At 69.1% G+C, this 18,004-nt stretch carries 18 protein-coding genes and 3 pseudogenes; 11 read left to right on the top strand and 10 right to left on the bottom strand.

Annotated elements, in window-relative coordinates; genetic code table 11:
• Nucleotides 1–64 precede the first annotated feature (64 nt).
• Together ACJX2R_RS49300 and ACJX2R_RS49295 are read left to right on the top strand one after the other, a co-directional pair.
• Nucleotides 65–559, top strand: a complete 495-nt coding sequence (locus ACJX2R_RS49300) for a MarR family winged helix-turn-helix transcriptional regulator (RefSeq protein ID WP_413105499.1) — start codon at nucleotides 65–67, stop codon at nucleotides 557–559.
• 205 nt (nucleotides 560–764) lie between these two features.
• Nucleotides 765–2,507 carry a chloride channel protein gene (locus tag ACJX2R_RS49295; protein ID WP_413106153.1) on the top strand — a complete coding sequence of 581 codons (1,743 nt, stop codon included), beginning with the start codon at nucleotides 765–767 and terminating at the stop codon, nucleotides 2,505–2,507.
• A 42-nt stretch (nucleotides 2,508–2,549) separates the two neighbouring features.
• On the opposite strand, the gene ACJX2R_RS49290 is transcribed toward ACJX2R_RS49295, so the two are convergent.
• Nucleotides 2,550–3,050: a nitroreductase family deazaflavin-dependent oxidoreductase gene (locus ACJX2R_RS49290; protein ID WP_413105498.1), complete on the bottom strand. Its 501-nt coding sequence runs from the start codon at nucleotides 3,048–3,050 to the stop codon at nucleotides 2,550–2,552.
• A 474-nt stretch (nucleotides 3,051–3,524) separates the two neighbouring features.
• Here ACJX2R_RS49290 and ACJX2R_RS49285 point away from each other — a divergent pair.
• Together ACJX2R_RS49285 and ACJX2R_RS49280 are read left to right on the top strand one after the other, a co-directional pair.
• Nucleotides 3,525–3,973 (top strand): annotated as a pseudogene (locus tag ACJX2R_RS49285) (DUF1929 domain-containing protein).
• A gap of 176 nt (nucleotides 3,974–4,149) precedes the next feature.
• Nucleotides 4,150–4,815 (top strand): DUF4142 domain-containing protein, encoded by a 666-nt coding sequence (locus tag ACJX2R_RS49280; protein WP_413105497.1) that lies wholly within the window; start codon nucleotides 4,150–4,152, stop codon nucleotides 4,813–4,815.
• Between the two features lie 84 nt (nucleotides 4,816–4,899).
• Here ACJX2R_RS49280 and ACJX2R_RS49275 read toward each other — a convergent pair whose 3' ends face one another.
• The 3 genes and pseudogenes from ACJX2R_RS49275 to ACJX2R_RS49265 form a co-directional block, all read right to left on the bottom strand.
• A complete protein-coding gene (locus tag ACJX2R_RS49275) occupies nucleotides 4,900–5,901 on the bottom strand; it encodes a PP2C family protein-serine/threonine phosphatase (protein ID WP_413106152.1) in 1,002 nt (333 codons plus the stop codon).
• Between the two features lie 910 nt (nucleotides 5,902–6,811).
• Nucleotides 6,812–6,941: pseudogene (locus tag ACJX2R_RS49270) on the bottom strand (MerR family DNA-binding protein); the annotation flags it as partial.
• An 82-nt stretch (nucleotides 6,942–7,023) separates the two neighbouring features.
• Nucleotides 7,024–7,110 (bottom strand): annotated as a pseudogene (locus tag ACJX2R_RS49265) (PadR family transcriptional regulator); the annotation flags it as partial.
• A gap of 107 nt (nucleotides 7,111–7,217) precedes the next feature.
• Here ACJX2R_RS49265 and ACJX2R_RS49260 point away from each other — a divergent pair.
• On the top strand, nucleotides 7,218–8,096 hold the full coding sequence (locus ACJX2R_RS49260; protein ID WP_413105496.1) for a carotenoid oxygenase family protein: 879 nt from the start codon (nucleotides 7,218–7,220) through the stop codon (nucleotides 8,094–8,096).
• A 331-nt stretch (nucleotides 8,097–8,427) separates the two neighbouring features.
• Here ACJX2R_RS49260 and ACJX2R_RS49255 read toward each other — a convergent pair whose 3' ends face one another.
• Nucleotides 8,428–8,994 (bottom strand): TetR/AcrR family transcriptional regulator, encoded by a 567-nt coding sequence (locus ACJX2R_RS49255; RefSeq protein ID WP_413105495.1) that lies wholly within the window; start codon nucleotides 8,992–8,994, stop codon nucleotides 8,428–8,430.
• A 96-nt stretch (nucleotides 8,995–9,090) separates the two neighbouring features.
• On the opposite strand from ACJX2R_RS49255, the gene ACJX2R_RS49250 reads away from it, so the two are divergent.
• Nucleotides 9,091–9,885 carry an SDR family NAD(P)-dependent oxidoreductase gene (locus ACJX2R_RS49250; protein WP_413105494.1) on the top strand — a complete coding sequence of 265 codons (795 nt, stop codon included), beginning with the start codon at nucleotides 9,091–9,093 and terminating at the stop codon, nucleotides 9,883–9,885.
• Nucleotides 9,886–9,905: 20 nt separating this feature from the next.
• Complete coding sequence (locus ACJX2R_RS49245; RefSeq protein ID WP_413105493.1) at nucleotides 9,906–10,871, top strand: alpha/beta hydrolase fold domain-containing protein; 966 nt, start codon at nucleotides 9,906–9,908, stop codon at nucleotides 10,869–10,871.
• Here ACJX2R_RS49245 and ACJX2R_RS49240 read toward each other — a convergent pair.
• Together ACJX2R_RS49240 and ACJX2R_RS49235 are read right to left on the bottom strand one after the other, a co-directional pair.
• Nucleotides 10,844–11,467 carry a carboxymuconolactone decarboxylase family protein gene (locus tag ACJX2R_RS49240; protein WP_413105492.1) on the bottom strand — a complete coding sequence of 208 codons (624 nt, stop codon included), beginning with the start codon at nucleotides 11,465–11,467 and terminating at the stop codon, nucleotides 10,844–10,846. The two genes, ACJX2R_RS49245 and ACJX2R_RS49240, sit on opposite strands and share 28 nt — an antisense overlap.
• Nucleotides 11,464–11,760: an SDR family oxidoreductase gene (locus ACJX2R_RS49235; RefSeq protein ID WP_413106151.1), complete on the bottom strand. Its 297-nt coding sequence runs from the start codon at nucleotides 11,758–11,760 to the stop codon at nucleotides 11,464–11,466. Before ACJX2R_RS49235 ends, ACJX2R_RS49240 begins: the two co-directional genes overlap by 4 nt.
• A gap of 32 nt (nucleotides 11,761–11,792) precedes the next feature.
• Here ACJX2R_RS49235 and ACJX2R_RS49230 point away from each other — a divergent pair, with 32 nt between their 5' ends.
• Nucleotides 11,793–12,011 (top strand): hypothetical protein, encoded by a 219-nt coding sequence (locus ACJX2R_RS49230; protein WP_413106200.1) that lies wholly within the window; start codon nucleotides 11,793–11,795, stop codon nucleotides 12,009–12,011.
• Nucleotides 12,012–12,531: 520 nt separating this feature from the next.
• On the opposite strand, the gene ACJX2R_RS49225 is transcribed toward ACJX2R_RS49230, so the two are convergent.
• Nucleotides 12,532–13,509: a helix-turn-helix transcriptional regulator gene (locus ACJX2R_RS49225; protein WP_413105491.1), complete on the bottom strand. Its 978-nt coding sequence runs from the start codon at nucleotides 13,507–13,509 to the stop codon at nucleotides 12,532–12,534.
• 140 nt (nucleotides 13,510–13,649) lie between these two features.
• On the opposite strand from ACJX2R_RS49225, the gene ACJX2R_RS49220 reads away from it, so the two are divergent.
• A complete protein-coding gene (locus ACJX2R_RS49220; RefSeq protein WP_413105490.1) occupies nucleotides 13,650–14,441 on the top strand; it encodes an NIPSNAP family protein in 792 nt (263 codons plus the stop codon).
• 379 nt (nucleotides 14,442–14,820) lie between these two features.
• On the opposite strand, the gene ACJX2R_RS49215 is transcribed toward ACJX2R_RS49220, so the two are convergent.
• Together ACJX2R_RS49215 and ACJX2R_RS49210 are read right to left on the bottom strand one after the other, a co-directional pair.
• Complete coding sequence (locus ACJX2R_RS49215; protein ID WP_413098523.1) at nucleotides 14,821–16,218, bottom strand: IS4 family transposase; 1,398 nt, start codon at nucleotides 16,216–16,218, stop codon at nucleotides 14,821–14,823.
• Between the two features lie 166 nt (nucleotides 16,219–16,384).
• Nucleotides 16,385–16,831 (bottom strand): SgcJ/EcaC family oxidoreductase, encoded by a 447-nt coding sequence (locus tag ACJX2R_RS49210; RefSeq protein ID WP_413105489.1) that lies wholly within the window; start codon nucleotides 16,829–16,831, stop codon nucleotides 16,385–16,387.
• Nucleotides 16,832–16,900: 69 nt separating this feature from the next.
• Here ACJX2R_RS49210 and ACJX2R_RS49205 point away from each other — a divergent pair, with 69 nt between their 5' ends.
• Both ACJX2R_RS49205 and ACJX2R_RS49200 read left to right on the top strand, forming a co-directional pair.
• On the top strand, nucleotides 16,901–17,509 hold the full coding sequence (locus tag ACJX2R_RS49205; RefSeq protein ID WP_413105488.1) for a TetR/AcrR family transcriptional regulator: 609 nt from the start codon (nucleotides 16,901–16,903) through the stop codon (nucleotides 17,507–17,509).
• Nucleotides 17,510–17,689: 180 nt separating this feature from the next.
• Entirely contained in the window at nucleotides 17,690–17,995 is a 306-nt protein-coding gene (locus tag ACJX2R_RS49200; protein WP_413105487.1) for a class I SAM-dependent methyltransferase, read from the top strand.
• Nucleotides 17,996–18,004: the final 9 nt, after the last annotated feature.

Raw genomic sequence — 18,004 nt, 5'->3', positions numbered from 1 at the left:
GGCCGCGGCATCCTGGGACACGGCCGGTGCCCCGTTCGGCGGGTCGGGAGGGTAGAAAGGGCGTATGCCGCGTCGCTCTTCCCCAGCTTCCGCGTCCGATGCCGAGGCGATGGTCTCCGCTCTGCTGACCGCGTCCCGTCTGCTGGTCGCCGTCTCTGCCCGCTCGCTGGCCGCGGTGGAGGAATCCCTGACCCTGCCGCAGTTCCGGATGCTCGTCGTCCTCGACGGACGGGGGCCGCTGAGCCTGTCCGGACTGGCGGCGGAGTTGGAGGTGCAGCCGTCGACGGCGATGCGCATGATCGACCGCCTGGTCGCGGCGGGGACGGTCGCGCGCGGCGTCTCCGCGGAGGACCGGCGCACCAGTGTGATCTCGCTCACCAAGGAAGGCCGGCGGATCGTGCGCGAGGCCACGGATCGACGTCGGCAGGAGATCGCGCGCATTGTCGAGGCCATGCCGCCCGGTCAGCATCGCCATCTGATCGATGCGCTCCAGGCGTTCACGGAAGCGGGCGGCGAGCCCGCGGTGGTCAACGGCCCCCAGGCACACGCCAACTGGTGACATCCGGCGGCGGCTCCGGCGATACGGACGAAGCGCTCCACGCTCGTCCTTCCTCCTGACCCGGCCATACCGTCTGTACGCTCCACGTATTATTTTGCATAATGCAAAGATGGGCGATGAAACGATCGGTCTCCGACGAACCCCTTCTCCCGCGTCAGCGGGCACCCGACTCCTCAGCGGCATGCGGTCGGGGCAGGGGGGTGTGATCGGGCTCGCCTTGGTGGTGGGGTGTGGTGCCGGGCTGGGGGCGATCGCCTTCCGTTGGCTGATCCAGTCCTTCACCCGGCTCCTGTCGGGGCACGCCGACTACTCCGCCGCCGGGCACGCCGCCCATCCGGGAGTGCCGTGGCTGGGGCCGTGGTTCGTGGTGCTGGCGCCGGTGGTCGGCGGGCTGCTGTACGGGCCGCTGGTGCAGCGCTTCGCCAGGGAGGCGCGCGGGCATGGCGTACCGGAGGTGATGTACGCGGTCGCCCATCGCGGTGGCCGGATCGCTCCGCAGGTCGCGGTGGTCAAGGCACTGGCGTCGGCGCTGTGCATGGGGTCGGGCGGTTCGGTCGGACGAGAGGGGCCGATCGTGCAGATCGGCTCGGCGCTGGGATCCACCGTCGGGGGCGTGCTGCGGGTGGCGGAGGACCGCAGGCGGCTGCTGGTCGCCTGTGGCGCGGCGGGCGGCATCGCGGCCACCTTCAACGCCCCGCTGGCCGGGGTGTTCTTCGCCATGGAGCTGATCCTGCGGGACTTCGCCGTGGAGTCCTTCGGCGCCGTCGTCCTTTCCAGCGTCACGGCGAGCGTCATCGGCCGGGCGGTGCTGGGCGACGAGGCGTTCCTGACCCTGCCCGCGTTCCATGTCGGCCATCCCGCGCAGTACGTGCTGTTCGCGCTGCTCGGCATCGTCGCGGGCGCGGTCGGAGTGGCCTTCACCCGGGTGCTGTACCTGATCGAGGACGCCTGTGACTGGGCCTGGCGCGGCCCGGAGTGGCTGCGCCCGGCGGCCGGCGGCCTGCTGCTGGGCGGCCTGCTGCTCGTACTGCCCCAGATGTACGGGGTGGGCTATCCCGTGCTGGAGAACGCCATCGACGGCGCGTACACCGTCGGTCTGTTGCTGCTCCTACTGGTCGGCAAGATCGTCGCGACCAGCCTGACCATCGGCATCGGTGGCTCGGGCGGGGTGTTCGCACCCAGCCTCTTCCTCGGCGCCATGGCCGGAACCGCGTTCGGTGCCACCGCTCACCAGCTCCTGCCCGGCACGGCGGGAGCGGTGGGCGCCTACGGACTGGTCGGCATGGGCGCGGCCTTCGCGGGCGCGGCCCGCGCCCCCATCACCGCCGTGATCGTGCTCTTCGAGCTGACCGGGCAGTACTCCATCATCCTGCCGATGATGCTCGCCATCGTCCTGGCCACGCTCACCAGCCGGCTACTGTCACGCGACACCATCTACACCCTCAAGCTGCGCCGCCGCGGCATCGACCTGGACACCGCGCGCCTTGGGTCCCCGCTGGCCGGAGCGACCGTACGGGAGGTGATGGAGGAACTGCCCGCCGCGCTGTCCGGCACCCTGCTGCTCAAGGACGCCGCCGATCTCCTGGCGCGCTCGGGGCACGGGAGCCTGCCCGTCACCGGACGGGACGGGGGCTACGCGGGTGTGGTCACCGCACGCGCCGTCGCCGAAGCGCTCACCGAGCCCGATCCCGCCCTCGACGCGCGCGCCACCCCACGTCTCGTCGCCGACCTCGCCGAACACCCCCCGGCGGTGACCACCGGCACGCCACTCAGCGGGGCCCTGCACACCCTGGTCACCGCCGACGGCACCGGGCTCCCCGTACTGGACGCGGAGCACCACGGCGATCCGGTCGGCTGGCTCGCCCACCAGACCGTCCTGAACGCCCTCCGCACGCCCACCTCACTGCCTCGGCCGACTCCCGAGGCCGCCCAGCGACGCTCGGGATAGTCCCGGCCACAGCCCACACCCCCTCGGCCCCGTGTCGCCTTCTCATCCATTGCCTGACGGCTCATCGGGGAGGACTCGGACGAAGGGGATGTGGTCCCGCCCGATGCGGTGGTAGCCCTCCGCACTGCCGCCGGTCTTCAGACCGCACATCCGCATCAGCCCACGGGCCAGACGCGGACGCCTCAGGGCGTATGCGGCCATCAGACGGCCGGACTCCTCCGGGCCCAGCGGCCGCGCCACCGCAGCCATCCGGCGCCGCCCGACCTGGATGGTGACCCGCGGAGTGTGCTGGATGTTGCGGTACCACTGCGCGCCCGGACCGAAACCGGAGGCGAGGTGATACGCGCCGGTCCGCGAATCCCGGCCCGTCACCTCCAAGACGGCCTGTCGCGGCAAGCCACTCATGCGGCCGGTATGGGTGAGCAGCAGCATCCGACCGCCCAGCAACCACCCCAGATGCCACCGATAGAGCAGAATCGGCGCCCGAAACACCGCCCTGCGCAGCCCGGAAGCCGAGCGCACCCGCATGCGTCGGGCTCTCATCGGTCGATCTCCTCCCCGTTCCGGAGCGGACGATTTTGGCCCCGCCTCATCCCTCCGTGCGTCCCCCGATAAGAGACCCGATTGGCGGTTCACGACCAACAACTATTTTGACCATGCAAACGTTGCATGAGCTCAAGGTACTCGTCGTGCGCCCTCTCGGGGAAGGAGATACATGAGGGTGCTCAGGCCGAACCCCGCACAGCGCAAGACCCTGCTCGGCGCCACGCTTGCCGCGATGGCCGCCGGGCTCAACACACCTGCTCTGATTGACATCTCACGGTCCAGGCACCATGAATTCAAGATCAACCAGCCGGAATACCTGGCTCGCTTCGGTCACTGGTACGTGGCCGACGTGCCGGAGAGGTTCCAGCCAGAAGATCGCCACTCCGAAGGACCTGTTCTGCTCCGGACGCACTCAGCTGCCCGACGGACGACTCCCGCGCTCGCGCTCCTTCACCCCCCGCCGCCCCCACCGTGAGCCGCGACTACCACACCGAAGCGCCGCTCCTGTCCGGCGGACGGGTCACCATCTTCGGCTCCGACCCTCTGTTCGGCGACAAGGACAACACCCGTCCGAGGACCTTCGAGCAGCACGTCGAGGTCTACACTCCGCCTTCGCCGTACCAGACATCGCGACCACGCCTCCACGGCGGCGCCCGGCAGGTCCACCGCGGCCACACCGCCACTTGCACCACCGCTCAGGCCGCCCGTAACAGGACCGCCCGGCTGATCCACCCCGGCTCCGCCACCCATGTCACCGATGTCGACCAGCGCTCCGTCGCCCTGGACATCCGACGCGGGCGAAAGCCGGTGACCGTCACCGTCCCAAGGACCCCACCCTGGTGCCCTCCCGCTGGTACATGCTCTTCGTCACCAACCGGCACGGCACACCGTCCAAAGCCGCCTGGATCCACATACGGTGACGCGGCCACGGTGCGCCGGGGGGCGGGACTGTAGCGAATCCGAGAGGCCCCTGCCATCGATTCCGCACCCTTAATCAAAGTGCAAATTTTGCAGTGTCTAAAAGCCTAGCGTTCTGCGTGCCCATGACGCATGTGTCCGCCCCCGCAGGCGCACACACCCCGATCCAGGAGGCACCATGACCGCGCACGCCCGATCGGTACCCGGCCGCTCACGCAACCTCACCATCGCGGGCGTCCTGCTCCTCGCCCTGGCCATCGTGGCCGGAGCGATCGTGTGGGCCACCCGGGGAGATGCGAGCGCCTCGGAGAACTCCTCGTCGAACTTCCCCAGCGCGAAACCGGCCGCGCCGGGTGATGTGGTCACCACGGCCGGCCCGGTGAGCAAGCTGGACATGGAGTTCCTGGCGAAGGTCCGGCAGGCCAACCTGTGGGAGGCCCCGGCCGGCCGGCTCGCCCAGACCCACGCCACCAGCGAGGCCGTCAAACGGGCCGGGATGCATGTCATGGACGGACACTCCAAGCTCGATGAGTTCGTCCGCAACACCGCGGAGGCACTGAACGTCTCCCTGCCGGACGAGGCCAGCGCAGAGCAGCAGGGCTTCGTCCGCACCCTGGAGGACGCCCAGGGCGCCGACTTCGACAAGAAGTTCGCCAACATCCTCCGCGGCACCCACGGCAAGATCTTCGTCACCATCGCCCAGGTCCGCGCCAGCACCAAGAACTCCCTGATGCGCCGCTTCGCCTCCGAGGTCAACCTCACCGTCCTCGACCACCAGAACGTCCTCGACGACTCCGGCCTGGTCGATGCCGCCACCTACGACGACATCGCCTCCTCATTCTGACCTCCGCACCCATGGCAGGGCGGACGACGGGGCGCGCCGGGCGGGCGGAGAGGGCTCATCCGCTCGCCCCGCCCCGATCCGTGGTCAGCCGTCGCGGTGGCGGAGCAGCAGCATCGCGGCGTCGTCCTGCAACGGTCCCTCCACATGCTCCATCAGGTCCTGCCGCACGGCGGTCAGCGCCGCCTCCGGGTCCGGGTCCGCGAGCCGGCCCACCCGCTGCTCCAGCGGATAGAAGTCCCCCGAGGAGTCGCGGGCTTCGGTCACCCCGTCGGTGTAGAAGAGCGCCTGGTCACCCGGCGCGAAGGGCACCTGATACGGCTTCGGCCCCGGTGCCCCGTGAGCGCCCAGCCCCAGGGGCAGCGCTCGCTCCGGCGGCGCCAGATACCGGACCTCCCCATCCGCTCGCACCATCAGCGGCGCCGGATGACCGAAGTTGAGCAGGGTGCAATCGATGCCGTCCCCCACCTCGGCCAACACGGCCGTGACGAACTTCTCCCGGGTCAGATGCCGCTCCAGGGCCCGCTCCAGCCGTTCACCGACGGCTTTGAGGTCCGGCTCGTCGTATGCCGCCTCCCGGAAGGCGCCCACGACCACGGCCGCGGTCTCCACCGCCTCCAACCCCTTGCCCTGCACATCTCCCACGATCACCCGCACTCCCTGCGGCGAGGTCACCACTTCGTACAGGTCCCCTCCGATGCGGGCCTCGGCCACGGCCGAGGTGTACGAGACCGCCACCCGCAACCGCCCCGCGCCCCGCGGCACCGGCCGCAGCAGCACCCGCTGCGCCACCTCCGCGATCGACCGGACGCTGGCCAGTTCCGCCTCCCGCTGCTGTCGCCGCGCCGCCGCCGCGATCCCCGCGGCGGTGACGCCTGCCACCGACAGCAGCGCGGTGAAACCACGGCGCGTACCGAACAGGCCGTCGAACGCGCTGAGTCCGAGGCACAGGGCGACTGCGGCCACGCCGATGGCGGCCGTGCGATGCCATCCTCCGGTGAGCCCCGCAAAGGCCGGCCCCAGCGACACCAGGGGCAGCAGCCCCACCTCGGGCCCCGAGCTGAGGTCCAGCACGGCCACCAACGCCATCACGCCGAAGGGCAGAATGGACAGGAGCAGGGAGTCCTTCGGATGATTCTCCTCAGCCAATGAACACTCCCGAGAGCGTCGTGTGGCGGCCGTGCCGCTGTCATCAGAGCGCGGCACGGGCCAGGACAGGTCACTTGAGCCTAAGCAATGGGAGAGGAGCCACGGGTCACATCCCGGACACGACGTGATCAACCTGCCTGGGGCGCTTCAGTGGGAGCCTCACCGATCCGCTCCCATCGATCCGTAGGCCCGGTGGGCTACGCGGTCCTGTGACCCTAGGACGTAGTCGGGGTGCGGCGGCGAGGTCGCGTTGCCGGTCCTCGGGTTCGGCGGTGTCCAGCGTGATCACCGCCAGGCGCCCGGTGCGGACGCCTCGGCGACGGTACGGCCCTCCAGCCGCGGATGTCCGGCGACGTGCAGCGCGGCAATCCCCTGTCGCAAACGGTCAGTGCCCCGGCACGGCATTCCATGCCGATATAACCCGACCAGGGCGCAGAATCCTGATCCTGCGCCCTTCGCACGATGGACAGCGCGCATGGGCCAACGGTGAGTCGACCCGCCGCCCTTGGACGTAGTACGCGGTGTGCCGCAGACCGTGAACATCGACCGGGTGCCGAATTTCGTACTCCCCTTCCCAGCCGTGCCCACACTGGAGACAGACGAACGCATAGGCTTCATACGTCGAGTCGCGCGCTTCTCTCCCGTTCATGGTCACCGTCCTTACCGGTCCGCGCCAAACGGACCAGACTTCTCCTCCTTCTAATTATTGCACTGTGCAAAGATGATGTCGAGGGTCGGCCGCTCACGCTGGGCACCATCCCCGGACGGCCTACGGGCCGCCGTGATGCTGAACGCCAGCGCTCCTGCTCTGCCGCGATGAGCCGCTCGCCCAGCGTGACGGCGAATTCCTCCGCTCGCCGGGCGGCAGCTCCGCGCCGGAGTCGAGGCCGTCGGTGGCCTCCAGGAAGATCGCGCATCTGGTCCAGGGTGAAGCCGAGCGGTTTCATACGGCGGATTACCATCAGTCGGGCGACATCGGATCATCGGCCATGGGAACCTCCGGCGGGCGAGCGGTTTGTCCTTGTCCGGATCTTCGGCATGGAGGATCGGACAGGAAGCGGGTCAGCCGTCGCCGAGGATCTGCGGCAACTCATCCATCCAGTCCAGGACGGCTTGTTCGTAGCGCAGGCCGAAGTTGAGGGTGGCCTGTTGGGCGCGAGGGTGAGGAGCAGCGGGTAACGGATCTGTTCAGTGCCTGGCGGCTGGGTGAGCCATGCGGCGAACGCGGCACGGCCCTGGTCGACCTTGTGAACCACATGACGTACTTCGCTGGGCGCAGCGAGTACCAGGTCTACCGGCAGTCCGCGCCGGGCGCCGCGCGTCGGCTGATCGGCCGTCATGCGGTGGCATGGCCCAGGTACATGCACAGCTTCGGCATCACGGGGCACTATGCCGTCCTGGCCGAGTTCCCTCTCGTGGTGAACCCGCTGAGGCTGTTGCTGGGCGGCCGCCCGTTCATTGAGAACTACCGCTGGGAGCCTGAGCGCGGCACCCGCGCCATCGTCTTCGACCTGCGCGACGGTGGTGTGCGCGGAGTGTACGAGACGGCGGCGTGCTTCGCGTTCCACCACGTCAACGCGTGGGAGGACAGCGAGCACAGCGGCGACCTGGTACTCGACATGTGCGCGTACGACGACGCCTCGGTGATCGGGGCACTCTACCTGGACAGGCTGCGCGCGGGGCAGCGCGTCCCACTCGCGCGGCCCACCCGCTACCGAATCGATCTGCGCAGCGGCCGGGTCGCTGTCGAGCGGCTCACGGACGAGGCCCTGGAACTGCCGCGCATCGCCTACGACCGGTGCAATGGGCGCGGCTACCGCTTCGCCTACGGAGTGGGTGCCGTCGACGGACGCGACGACGACTTCGCCAACAAACTCGTCAAGCTCGACACGACGACGGGCGAAACACTCACCTGGTCCCAGGCCGACTGCTACCCCGGCGAGCCGGTCTTCGTCCCGGACCCGCACGGTGCGGCCGAGGACGACGGCGTCGTACTGTCCGTCGTCCTCGACTCCACGGCACAGTCCTCGCTCCTGCTGGCGCTGGACGCCCGAACCTTCGGCGTACTGGCGCGTGTTCAGGCCCCGCACATCATCCCGTTCGGCTTCCACGGCCTGTTTACCACCCACACCTGACCGGCTGCGGGAATGCCCCTCCGCGAGCGGATCGCTTCCCCCCGGCCTGGGTACTGAAGGACGTGCCGCGCCCAGTCGCCGCTGTTGGCCGAACTGCTGGAGAAGATGGTCAGCGTCGCTTTGGAGGGAATGTCCTCCAGCGGCTCGAACTCGGGGACGGTCCAGCGGTCGGCAATCTCGAACGCGTCGGCGTCCACCTGTCACCGGCACCCACCCGGCAGCTCCGGAACCCGACCGCTCTCCAGGGCTTCCTCGACTGACAGCACATCCCACGACCCCGGTCCTGGTGCCTTGTCGCTGCGGTCGTGAAGCTGCTGACGGGCGGTTGTGGCTATTTGAGGGCGGCGGTGACGAGGCGCAGTTCGCGAAAGGCCTGGTCGATCTGGTCGTGAAGGGGGACGGACGCGTCCTCCATCCACCGGTGAGTGGCCACGGCGAAGGTGTCCATCCCGACCTGGGCGCACAGCGGCGCGGTCCGGCCGTCGACGCCGCGGGCTTGCAGGGCTTCGGTCAGTGCGTTGACCAGCAGGGCCCGCTTGGCAAGGGAACGTTCCTGAAGGGCCGGGGTCTCGGCGATCAGGTGAACGCCGCGCTCGGTGAGCGGGCGATTGCGCTCGAACAGGGGCACCGACTCGTGGAAGGCCGCACGCAGGGTCGGCAGCGGTTTCATACCGTGCGGGGTCGCGGCAACAGCCCCCACCAGCAGGTCGCGCAGTTCGGTCTCGCCGTCGAAGAACATCTCCCGCTTGTCCGCGAAGTGGCGGTAGAACGTGCGCTCGGTGACCCCTGCGCGTGCGGCGATGGCCTCGACCGGGGTCTGGTCGAAGCCGTGCTCGATGAACAGTTCGAGGGCGGCCCGCAGGAGTCGCTGCCGCGACGCTTCTCCACTTCGTGGCATGGGCCAACGGTACCACGTTGCGTCAGAGACTGACAGAATGTAGCGTCAGCCACTGACATTCGTAGCGTCATAGTCTGACATTTTTAGAGTCAGGGTATGACACAAAAAGTGGAGGCGACCATCACGAACCAGCGATTCAACGGAAAGACAGTGGTTGTCACCGGGGCGAGTTCCGGAATCGGGGTGGGCATCGCTCGCCGGTTCGCCGAGGAAGGGGCCAACGTCGTGCTGGCGGCACGCCGCGAGGACCGGCTGGAAGCACTCGCGGCCGACCTCGGGGCGGACCGGACGCTCGCGGTGGCCACCGACGTCACCAGCCAGGACGACGTGCAGGAGATGGTCGACGCCACGGCGGCCCGGTTCGGCAGCCTCGACGTGCTGGTGTCCAACGCCGGGACGGGCCTGGGCAAGGAGTTCCAGGACACCACCCTCGACGACTGGCGGCTCATGATGAACACCAACGTGGACAGCTGCTTCTTCGGGGCGCAGGCGGCGCTGCCGTACCTCAAGCGGAGCCGTGGCAGCATCGTGCAGATCGCCTCGGCGTCCGGGCTGGGCGGCGACCGTATGCTCACCGCCTACAACGCGGCCAAGGGCGCGGTCGTGAACTTCACCCGTGGCCTCGCCTTCGACCTCGGCCGGTTCGGTATCCGCGTCAACGCTGTCGCCCCCTCCCTGACGATCGGGGCGGAACACGCCGATCACCCCGACGCCGCGGGCCTGATCGAACGGTTCAATCAGCGCCGGGCGCTCACCGGTTACAGCACCCCGGCCGACATCGCCGGCGCGGTCGCGTTTCTCGCCTCCGACGACGCCCGCTTCATCACCGGGACCATCCTGCCCGTCGACGGCGGCATCACCGCCGGCAGCGGCCAGCCTCCCCTGTTCTGATCCCGGAAAGGAAACCGACGATGAACTACGACATCGACCCCGAACTCGCAGCCGCACTGGACGCCATGCCCAAGGGTCCGAACGGTGCTCTGCTGGACTTCTCCGACATCCCCGCCTTCCGCTCGCGGATGGAGGCGGCCGGCGCCCACCTCCCCGTCCCCGATCCGGACCCACGCGTCAGGATCGAGACGCTGAACATTCCGCGCGACGACGGGACCCTACTCGACGTGGTGATGTTCCACCCGAGCGGTACAGACCGCGCCCGCCCGTCCCTGCTCTACTTCCACGCCGGCGCGCAGGTCCTCGGCAGCGCCCACGACCGCGGCGCCTACCCGTACGCCGCGACCATGGCCCTGCGACTCGACATCGTCCTGGCCGTGGTCGACTACCGGCTCGCCCCGGAAACCCCGGCCCCGGGCGCGGCCGAGGACGGCTACCTGGCCTACACCCACCTCCTCAAGCACGCCGCCGAGAACGGCATTGATCCCGACCGGATCGGGCTCGCGGGCGCGAGCGGCGGCGGAGCACCGGCCACCGCCGCCACCCTCATGATCCGCGACCGCGGCGACCGCCGCCCGCGGCTGCTGTCGCTGAACTACCCGATGCTCGACGACCGCAACAACACCCGGTCCAGCCGCGAGATCGTCGACCTCGGCGTCTACGACCGCCGGGAGAACGAATACGCCTGGGAAGCCGTCCTGGGTGACCGCCTGGGCACCCAGGACGTACACCCCTACTGCGCGCCCGGCCGCGCCACCGACCTGGCCGGGATGCCGGACACCTTCATCGCCGCCGCCCAGTACGACGTCTTCCGCGACGAGAACATCGACTTCGCACAGCGGTTGATCGCCGCCGGCGTCCCTGTCGACCTGCACCTCTACGCCCACGCGTACCACGCATGGGACGTGTTCGCGCCGGAGTCGGCCCTCGCCAAGACCTTCGAAAAGACCTGGCACGACTACCTGCGCCGCCACCTCCACGGGTAAAGAACCCGCTCCGCAACGCCCCTGCTGTGGCCGCCTTCGAACACGCTGCCGACCGCGTGACCTGCGCACGTGGTCCGCAAAGAACCGCCGAAATCACCCTTCTCATTGTGGTGGATGCCCGATGGAGCGGATGGCCCGGTCCGGTGGTCGGGCGGCACCACCCGCTCCGGGCCGGCTACGCCTGCTCCAGGGCACGCGTCGCCGTGGCCATCGCCTGGCCGGCGGCGGGGTAGCCGATAGGGGACGGTGTGCAGTACGGCCTCCAGGATCTCCTCCGCACTGAGCCCGTTGGCCCGGCCGGCCAGGACACGGTTGCGGATCTCGGTCTGGTGACCCTGGGCCATGAGGACGCCGAGGGTGATCAGGCTGCGGTCGCGCCGGGCCAGGCCCGGGCGCGTCCAGATGTCGCCGAAGACATGCTCCAGGGCCAGTTGTCCCATGGCGACCACGGGCCCTTCGCCCTCGGACATGGCGCCCATGTTCGCGGCGAAGCACTCCTCGCCCAGCATCTCTTGTACGACTCGCTCGCCGGCCGCCCGGCGGGCGTCGGCCGTGTCCCGCGCGTCGGCGGCCCGGCCAGTCCCGGACTCGCTCATGGCTGCTCTCCGTCGTCGGGCGCGGTCAGGCGGGACAGCATGCCCAGGCCGGTGGCCGCGGTGGTGCCGGCGTCCACGGGGAGCACCGTGCCGGTGATCCAGCGTGACTCCGGGCAGGCCATGAACAACGCGGCCCATGCCAGGTCCCAGGCGTTGCCTTCGCGGCCGAGCAGATTGGTCTGGCGCAGGATGTCCCGGGCGCGCCGGTGCCGCGCGGGGCGGCGGGGAAGCTCCGCTCGGACATGTGCGCCGCACGGTGAGCTCCCGCTGTCCGCGTCGCAACCGTGTCGCAGCGGGGTCGAAGGCGAGTGGCTTGGAGTGATCGTTGAACGGAACGACGGACGTCTTCGCGATCCCGTTGGAGGACGGGGCGCAGCTGGCGTACGCGCCGCTGCACGGTGTGGCCTTCGCCGCCACGAAGGGCCTGGTGGCGGCACTCTCCGACGTCCTGGCCGGTGAGGGTGGGGACGACGGCATGGTGGCCTTGGTGACGGCTGGCGCACGCGCTGTTTGCTTGCCCCCCGAGCGACCTCGGCGTTGGTGAGAAAAGGGTCATCTCCGATCTCGGCCAACACGTGGTCGCCGTCGCGCAGGAAGCAGACGGACTCCCGCCCCGGTCGGGACTCATCAACGCGGCCGGCGCGGGCTCGGCCGATACGCCAGGGCGTGACCGACTACTTCACCGGCCGAGAGCTCCCCGCCCGGCGGCCACAAGACCAAGCCGCTGACGTGCTCAGTTGGGCAGGCCAGGGCCCCCATCGAGCATGCCCAGCCAGCTGTCCGCCTCCTGATCGCAAGCCGTAGACCGCAACCATGATCCGCTGCACGAGCGCGACCGCCTCCCCCGGCCCATCCCCATGGCACCCGCCAGGTCCCTCCCCCCTGTTGAGGTCACCCCAACGAGCCCGCATCCCGGCCAGGCGGAGCAGCATGGGCCACACCGTCCCGCGGCAACCGGACTTCCGCACATGGAGAGTGGGAGGCTCCTGGCGGGCGTGAGGGAATCGCTGTCGGCCCTTCGAACTGCTCCTCCGGTGACGCGGGAGAGCAGATCCGGGGCCGCGTCAGTGGAGTCCGTAGGCCCGGGCGAGTACGCCCACCGTGGCGGCCATGGCCCGGCGCAGTCCGGCCGGTGCCAGGACCTCGACGTCAGTACCCAGGCGCAGCAGCTCGCCGCAGGCGTGGTCAGCGCTCTCGGTCGGGACGACGGCCTCGACCCATCCGTCGTCGCCGACGGGAACCGCGGTGGACTCCACCGCCCGCACCACCTCCGGAGGGACGTTGTCCGGCAGGCGCCGCCGTCCCTGCGGAGACAGGCGGATGGTGGCGGTGCCGGTGTAACGGCGGGCGTGGAAATCCTCAAGATAGGAGGCCCAGTACGCGCCCAGGTCGAACCCTTCCGGCCGGTCGAACCGCTCCTCGCTCAGCACCGCCTCAAGGACCTGGGCGACCCGGTAGGTGGCGATCCGGCTCTCCCCGACGGCCACGAGGTACCAGACACCGGATTTGAGCGCCAGACCGTACGGGCGCAGACGGCGGCTGACCTCCTGCGGCGCGCGCCAGCGGCGGTAACGCACCTCCACCACACGTCCGGTGAGGAGCGCATCGACGAACACGGGGAGGAGCGGGGTCGGTTCCGGTTCCCGGTACCAGGCGGGGGCATCCAGGTGGAAGACCGCCGCGGTCCGCGCCGCTTCCTCGCGCAGCCCGGCCGGCAGCGCGGCCAGGAGCTTCAGCCGCGCGGCACTCACCTCCGCCGTCAGGCCCAGATCGGCGGCGGGGCCGGGCAGCCCGGCGAGGAACAGTGCCCTCGCCTCACCCTCGCTCATCCCGGTCAGGCGGGTGCGATAACCCTCGAGCAGCTGATAACCGCCTCCGCGGCCCGGCTCGGCGTAAACCGGGACCCCGGCCGCCTGTAGACGCGCCAGATCACGGTAAGCCGTCCGCACCGACACCCCCAGCTCACTGGCGACAGCGCGTGCGGACAGACGACCACGGGACTGGAGCAACAACAACAGCGACAACAACCGGCCGGCGGACATGGACGCCATTCTCCCCGGAAACCCTGACAGCACCTGGCACACCACTCCCCTAGCGTCAACACACCTCGGGCACCGACCAAACTGGCCGCCCGGACCCGGCACACCACCCTGGAAAAGACCACCCGCACAGGAGCTTCACCGTGTCCCACACCCACACCGGCGCGGACGCCGATACCGACGCCGACACCGATACCGGCGCGGACTGCCGGCCTGCCGTGATCGAACTCCGCCAGTACACGCTGCGCCCCGGCCGGCGTGAGGAACTCATCGAACTCTTCGACCGGGAATTCATCGAAACCCAGGAAGAGACCGGAATGGTCATACTCGGCCAGTTCCGCGACCTCGACGACCCGGACCGCTTCGTCTGGCTGCGCGGATTCCAGAACATGACGGTACGACACCATGCACTGAACGCCTTCTACAACGGCCCAGTCTGGGCCGAACACGGCCCCCGAGCCAACGCCACCATCACCGACTCCGACAACGTCCTGCTACTTCGGCCCCTCACCACCACCAGCGGCTTCACCATCCGCCCCTCCCACCGCCCCCAACCCGGAACACCCACACCCACACCGGCACCGGAGCGGTTCCTCTCCGCCACCATATGGTCCTTCCCACCCGGACAACATGAAGGCATCACCCTCATCCGCGACCACCTCCTGCCCATCCTCCGCGAAACTTCACCCGCACCACTGGCCGTCCTGACCACCGAAACCGCCCACAACACCTTCACCAGACTGCCAGTCCGCACCCCGGAAAACACCGCCGTCGTCTTCACCCCGTACCCCGACACACACGCACGCCATCAGCACCTCACCGAAATACAGGCCCACCCCGACGCCCGGGAAATCCTCACAAACATCGGCAGAGAACAGATAACACCCCCTCAAACCCTGAGGCTGGCACCCACACACCGCTCGCTCATCCCCTGACCACCAAATCAAGCAACCAACCCCGCCCCCTGCCCGCAGGCCACGCGGGGGCAGGGTCCACATCGTCGGCCAGCAGCCCGGCCAAATCCTGGGAACAGCCGCCGTAGCGGAAGCCCGGTGATCACCAGCACCCTTGCCACGGGCCAGCGAGGGTGTCGGGGCAGGAGCGGGCAACGGCATGCAGCCCGTCAACGTCGGCACCGACCGCCTGTCCGCGGCCACGCCACTCACCGGCCCGAAGGAGCGTGACAGCCACGCTCTCCAGGGCGGCGCAGACTGCCACGCCTCACAGGCACCGCATCCCGCGATGGCCTCCTGCATGGCCTGGATGATGCTCTGCCGGGCCCCACCCCAGTACTCCAGTCTCAACACCGTTGATTTAGCGCTTTGACCTGGCCTTCAAGCCGTCTTCTATCACCGTGACCTCGGTTGCGAGGGTGTAGTGCTGAGCGGTGGCGGGGCGCTGGAGGGAGTTCTTGCTGTACTTGCTGGTCGGGTTCTTTCGGGTTCGGGCCTTGGCCCGCTGCCGGCGGCGGGCTGGCAGGAGGCTGTCCAGGACGGCGTGGCCGATCGCACCGACCAGGGTGACCTCGCCGGGAAGGATCCCAGCGGCAGTGGTGACCTGGTCGCGGGCGGTCTCCAGGGCGATGGTGAAGCTGATCCGGTCCGGGTCGAGAGCCGGTCGGCTGGCGGCGGCGTCGGCGGTGATCCGTATGAGGGCCTGGTAGGCGGTCAGCAGGGCGTACACCTCCTGGTCGACCTCCGGCGGGCGGTGCGAGCGCAGGATGCGGCCGTCCAGCATCGTGGCCTTGACCGAGAAGTACGTGGTCTCGGCCTGCCACCTCTCGTGATAGAGAGCGACGAGTTCGCGGGCGGGGTAGCGGGCGGGGTCCGTGAGGCTGGTGGCCAGGCGCCACTGCTCACGGCGGACGGTGCCGTCGGCGTAGGTCACGGTGATCCAGGCTTCGACGATCCGCACCGGCAGCTTCCCCATGCCGAAGGTCGACAGGTAGGAGCCGTCAGGCAGCCGCTTGATGATCAGCGGGATGCGCCTGGCCCCGGACCGGCACAGGAACTCCGCCCCGGTGGAGTGGAGTTGGAGCAGGAAGGGGTAACCGTCGAAGCCGGTGTCCAGCAGTACAAGCATCCCGCTGGTCAACCGATCGAGCATCCTCTCGGCGTAGGTGGTCTCGCCTGTGGTCTCCGGGCCGAAGGCGGCGGCGAGCACCGCCCGGGTGCCGCACTCGATGAGCACGAGCAGTCGCAACAGCGGGTAGCCGAACTCCACGTCCTCGCCCTTGCGCTTGCGTTTGGCGTGCCGGGCGGCGATCGGTTCGCTGTCGGGAAGGTGCAGGCTGGTGCCGTCGATGGCCACCGTCCGCAGGCCCCGCCAGAACGCGCCGGGAGTACGTGGTCCGGCCACCGGCCCGGCCAGCGTCTCAAACAATGCCTGGAACGGTGCGGCTCCCACCCGGCGACGTGCCCGGCACAGCGCCGAGGTACACGGCCGCACCAAGGCGAGGGCGTCGAGGCTCGCGACGAGTTTGCCCCACACCGCCCGGTAGCTGCACCGCTCGAACAGGGCCAGCGCCAGGACGAAGTACACCACCACCCGCGAGGGCAGCAGCCTGACCCGTTTCTGGACCGTTCCGGTCTCCTCCAGCACCGCATCGACCAGGGCGAAGTCCACCACCTGGGTCAACTCCCCAAGGTGTCCCGGCGCGAACACGCCCTTGGCTACCGCGATCTCGCGGGTGATGACAGACTGCTCCTGCAACGGAACTCCTTGATCAACTCTCTTGGCCGAAAGTTGATCTACCGGAGTTCCGTTGCGCCGTTCAACCCCCTTGACACGTCACTGCCAGGCCAAAGTCAACGGTGTTGACTCCAGTCTGACTTCGCGATCTCCGTCGTCGGGGGTCGGTGACCCGCGAAGTACGGGCCTAGGAGTCCTGTCGCCGCCACTCCTGCGGAGACTGACGAGCCAAATCCTCGTCGTCTCCCACGAAGTCCGCCAGGTCCGTCCGCCCGGTGTTGTGGAACGCCAGGATCCTTCCGTCCCGCACGATCTTCGTCTGGATCGCATGCCACTCTCCCGCTCGCGGTCCTCCGGGAACCCGCAGGACCGAGACGGTGTGTACGAGCAGGATGCCGTCCGCGAGCTGGCGGCTGTCGAGGCACCGGATCGCCAGCCGGCTGCCCTGGTAGACGGTGTCGAAGATTTTCTGATGCTCCGTGGCGATCACGTCCCGGCCGCGCTGGACGCGCCCCACCACGTCGACGAAGTCCGCGTCCTCCGCGAAGTGCGCGGCCCAGGCGGCCCCGTCACCCGCGTTCCAGGCGCGCGTCATCCCGGCGAGCAGTTCGTCGACAGACATGGAAATGGTCATGACGTCTTCACTCCTGCTAACTTAGATCCTCGATCTACTATTTAGAACAACGTTCTAGCTGGAGCATACATGCCACCCGACCTGCCCGGTATCGTCCGGCTGCGCGACAGGCGTGAGGCGCTGACGCTCCGCGCGATCCTCGACGCGGCACGCGGCCTGTTCGCCGAGCGCGGCTACGCCCGTACGCCGATCCGCCTCATCGCCCAAGAGGCGGGCGTCGCGCCACAGACCATCTACGCCCACTTCGGCTCAAAGGCCGGTGTGCTCACCGGACTCGTCGACCTGCTGGACGACGAAGCCGGCATCCCCGATCTGATGACAGCCTCGGAGGGAATGACGGACCCGGGTGAACTGCTCGGCATGCTGGCCAAGGCCAGCCGCCAAGTCAGGGAACGCTGCGGCGACATCGTCACCATCCTCGGTTCAGGCGCCGCAGTCGACCCCGACATCGCGGCCACACAGAACGAAGCCGGGCGCCGCCACCGGCTCGGCGTCGAAATGATCATCGACCGCATCCGCACCTCGGGCCACACCATTGACCCGCGTGCCGCCGACATCGCGGTCGCGCTGCTGAGCGGCGGTGTCCACGACAGCCTTGTCGCGGACGCTGGCTGGTCCTACGACGACTATGAGACCTGGCTCAAACACACCCTCGCCACGGCCGTACTGGGCCAGTAGCCCGGTGCGGCTTCGCGATTCACGTGTTGAGTGCCTCGGTGAGTCGGCAACGCCGGGCTCTGGCCTGATGGTGTCTGCGCCAGTTGGACCAGTACAGGAGTCCGGTTGCGGACGTGGCCGGTGCGGTGAATACGGCGGCGAGAAGGTGGCGGATCTCCGGGACGGTGAGCGAGATGGGGGGTGTTGCTTTTCGGCCGGGGTGAAGCGGTTCGGTGGGCCGGTCCGGGCTATGCGCGCTGGCCTGCCCGCCCGCGCGTCGGCGGTGGTGCGGACCAGACTCATCGACGACTTGTGCATTGGAGCCCTGGACGACGTGCGCGGCAGGCGGTCCTGCTGAGAGGGGGATACGACAGCCGCGCGTTCCGCCTTCCCGAGGCCCAAGCCGTATCCGTCCTGGAAGTCGATCACCGGCGACCCAGGCCATCAAGCGCGAACTCGTCGCCCGGCATGTCCCCGCCGACCAGCAGGGCCAAGCCCATCTCATGACATTGGTTC

The organism is Streptomyces sp. Inha503 (assembly GCF_047215865.1).
Classification (GTDB): domain Bacteria; phylum Actinomycetota; class Actinomycetes; order Streptomycetales; family Streptomycetaceae; genus Streptomyces; species Streptomyces lycopersici.
The sequence above is the reverse complement of the archived record's forward strand: the minus strand, read 5'-3'. Positions and strand labels throughout refer to the sequence as shown.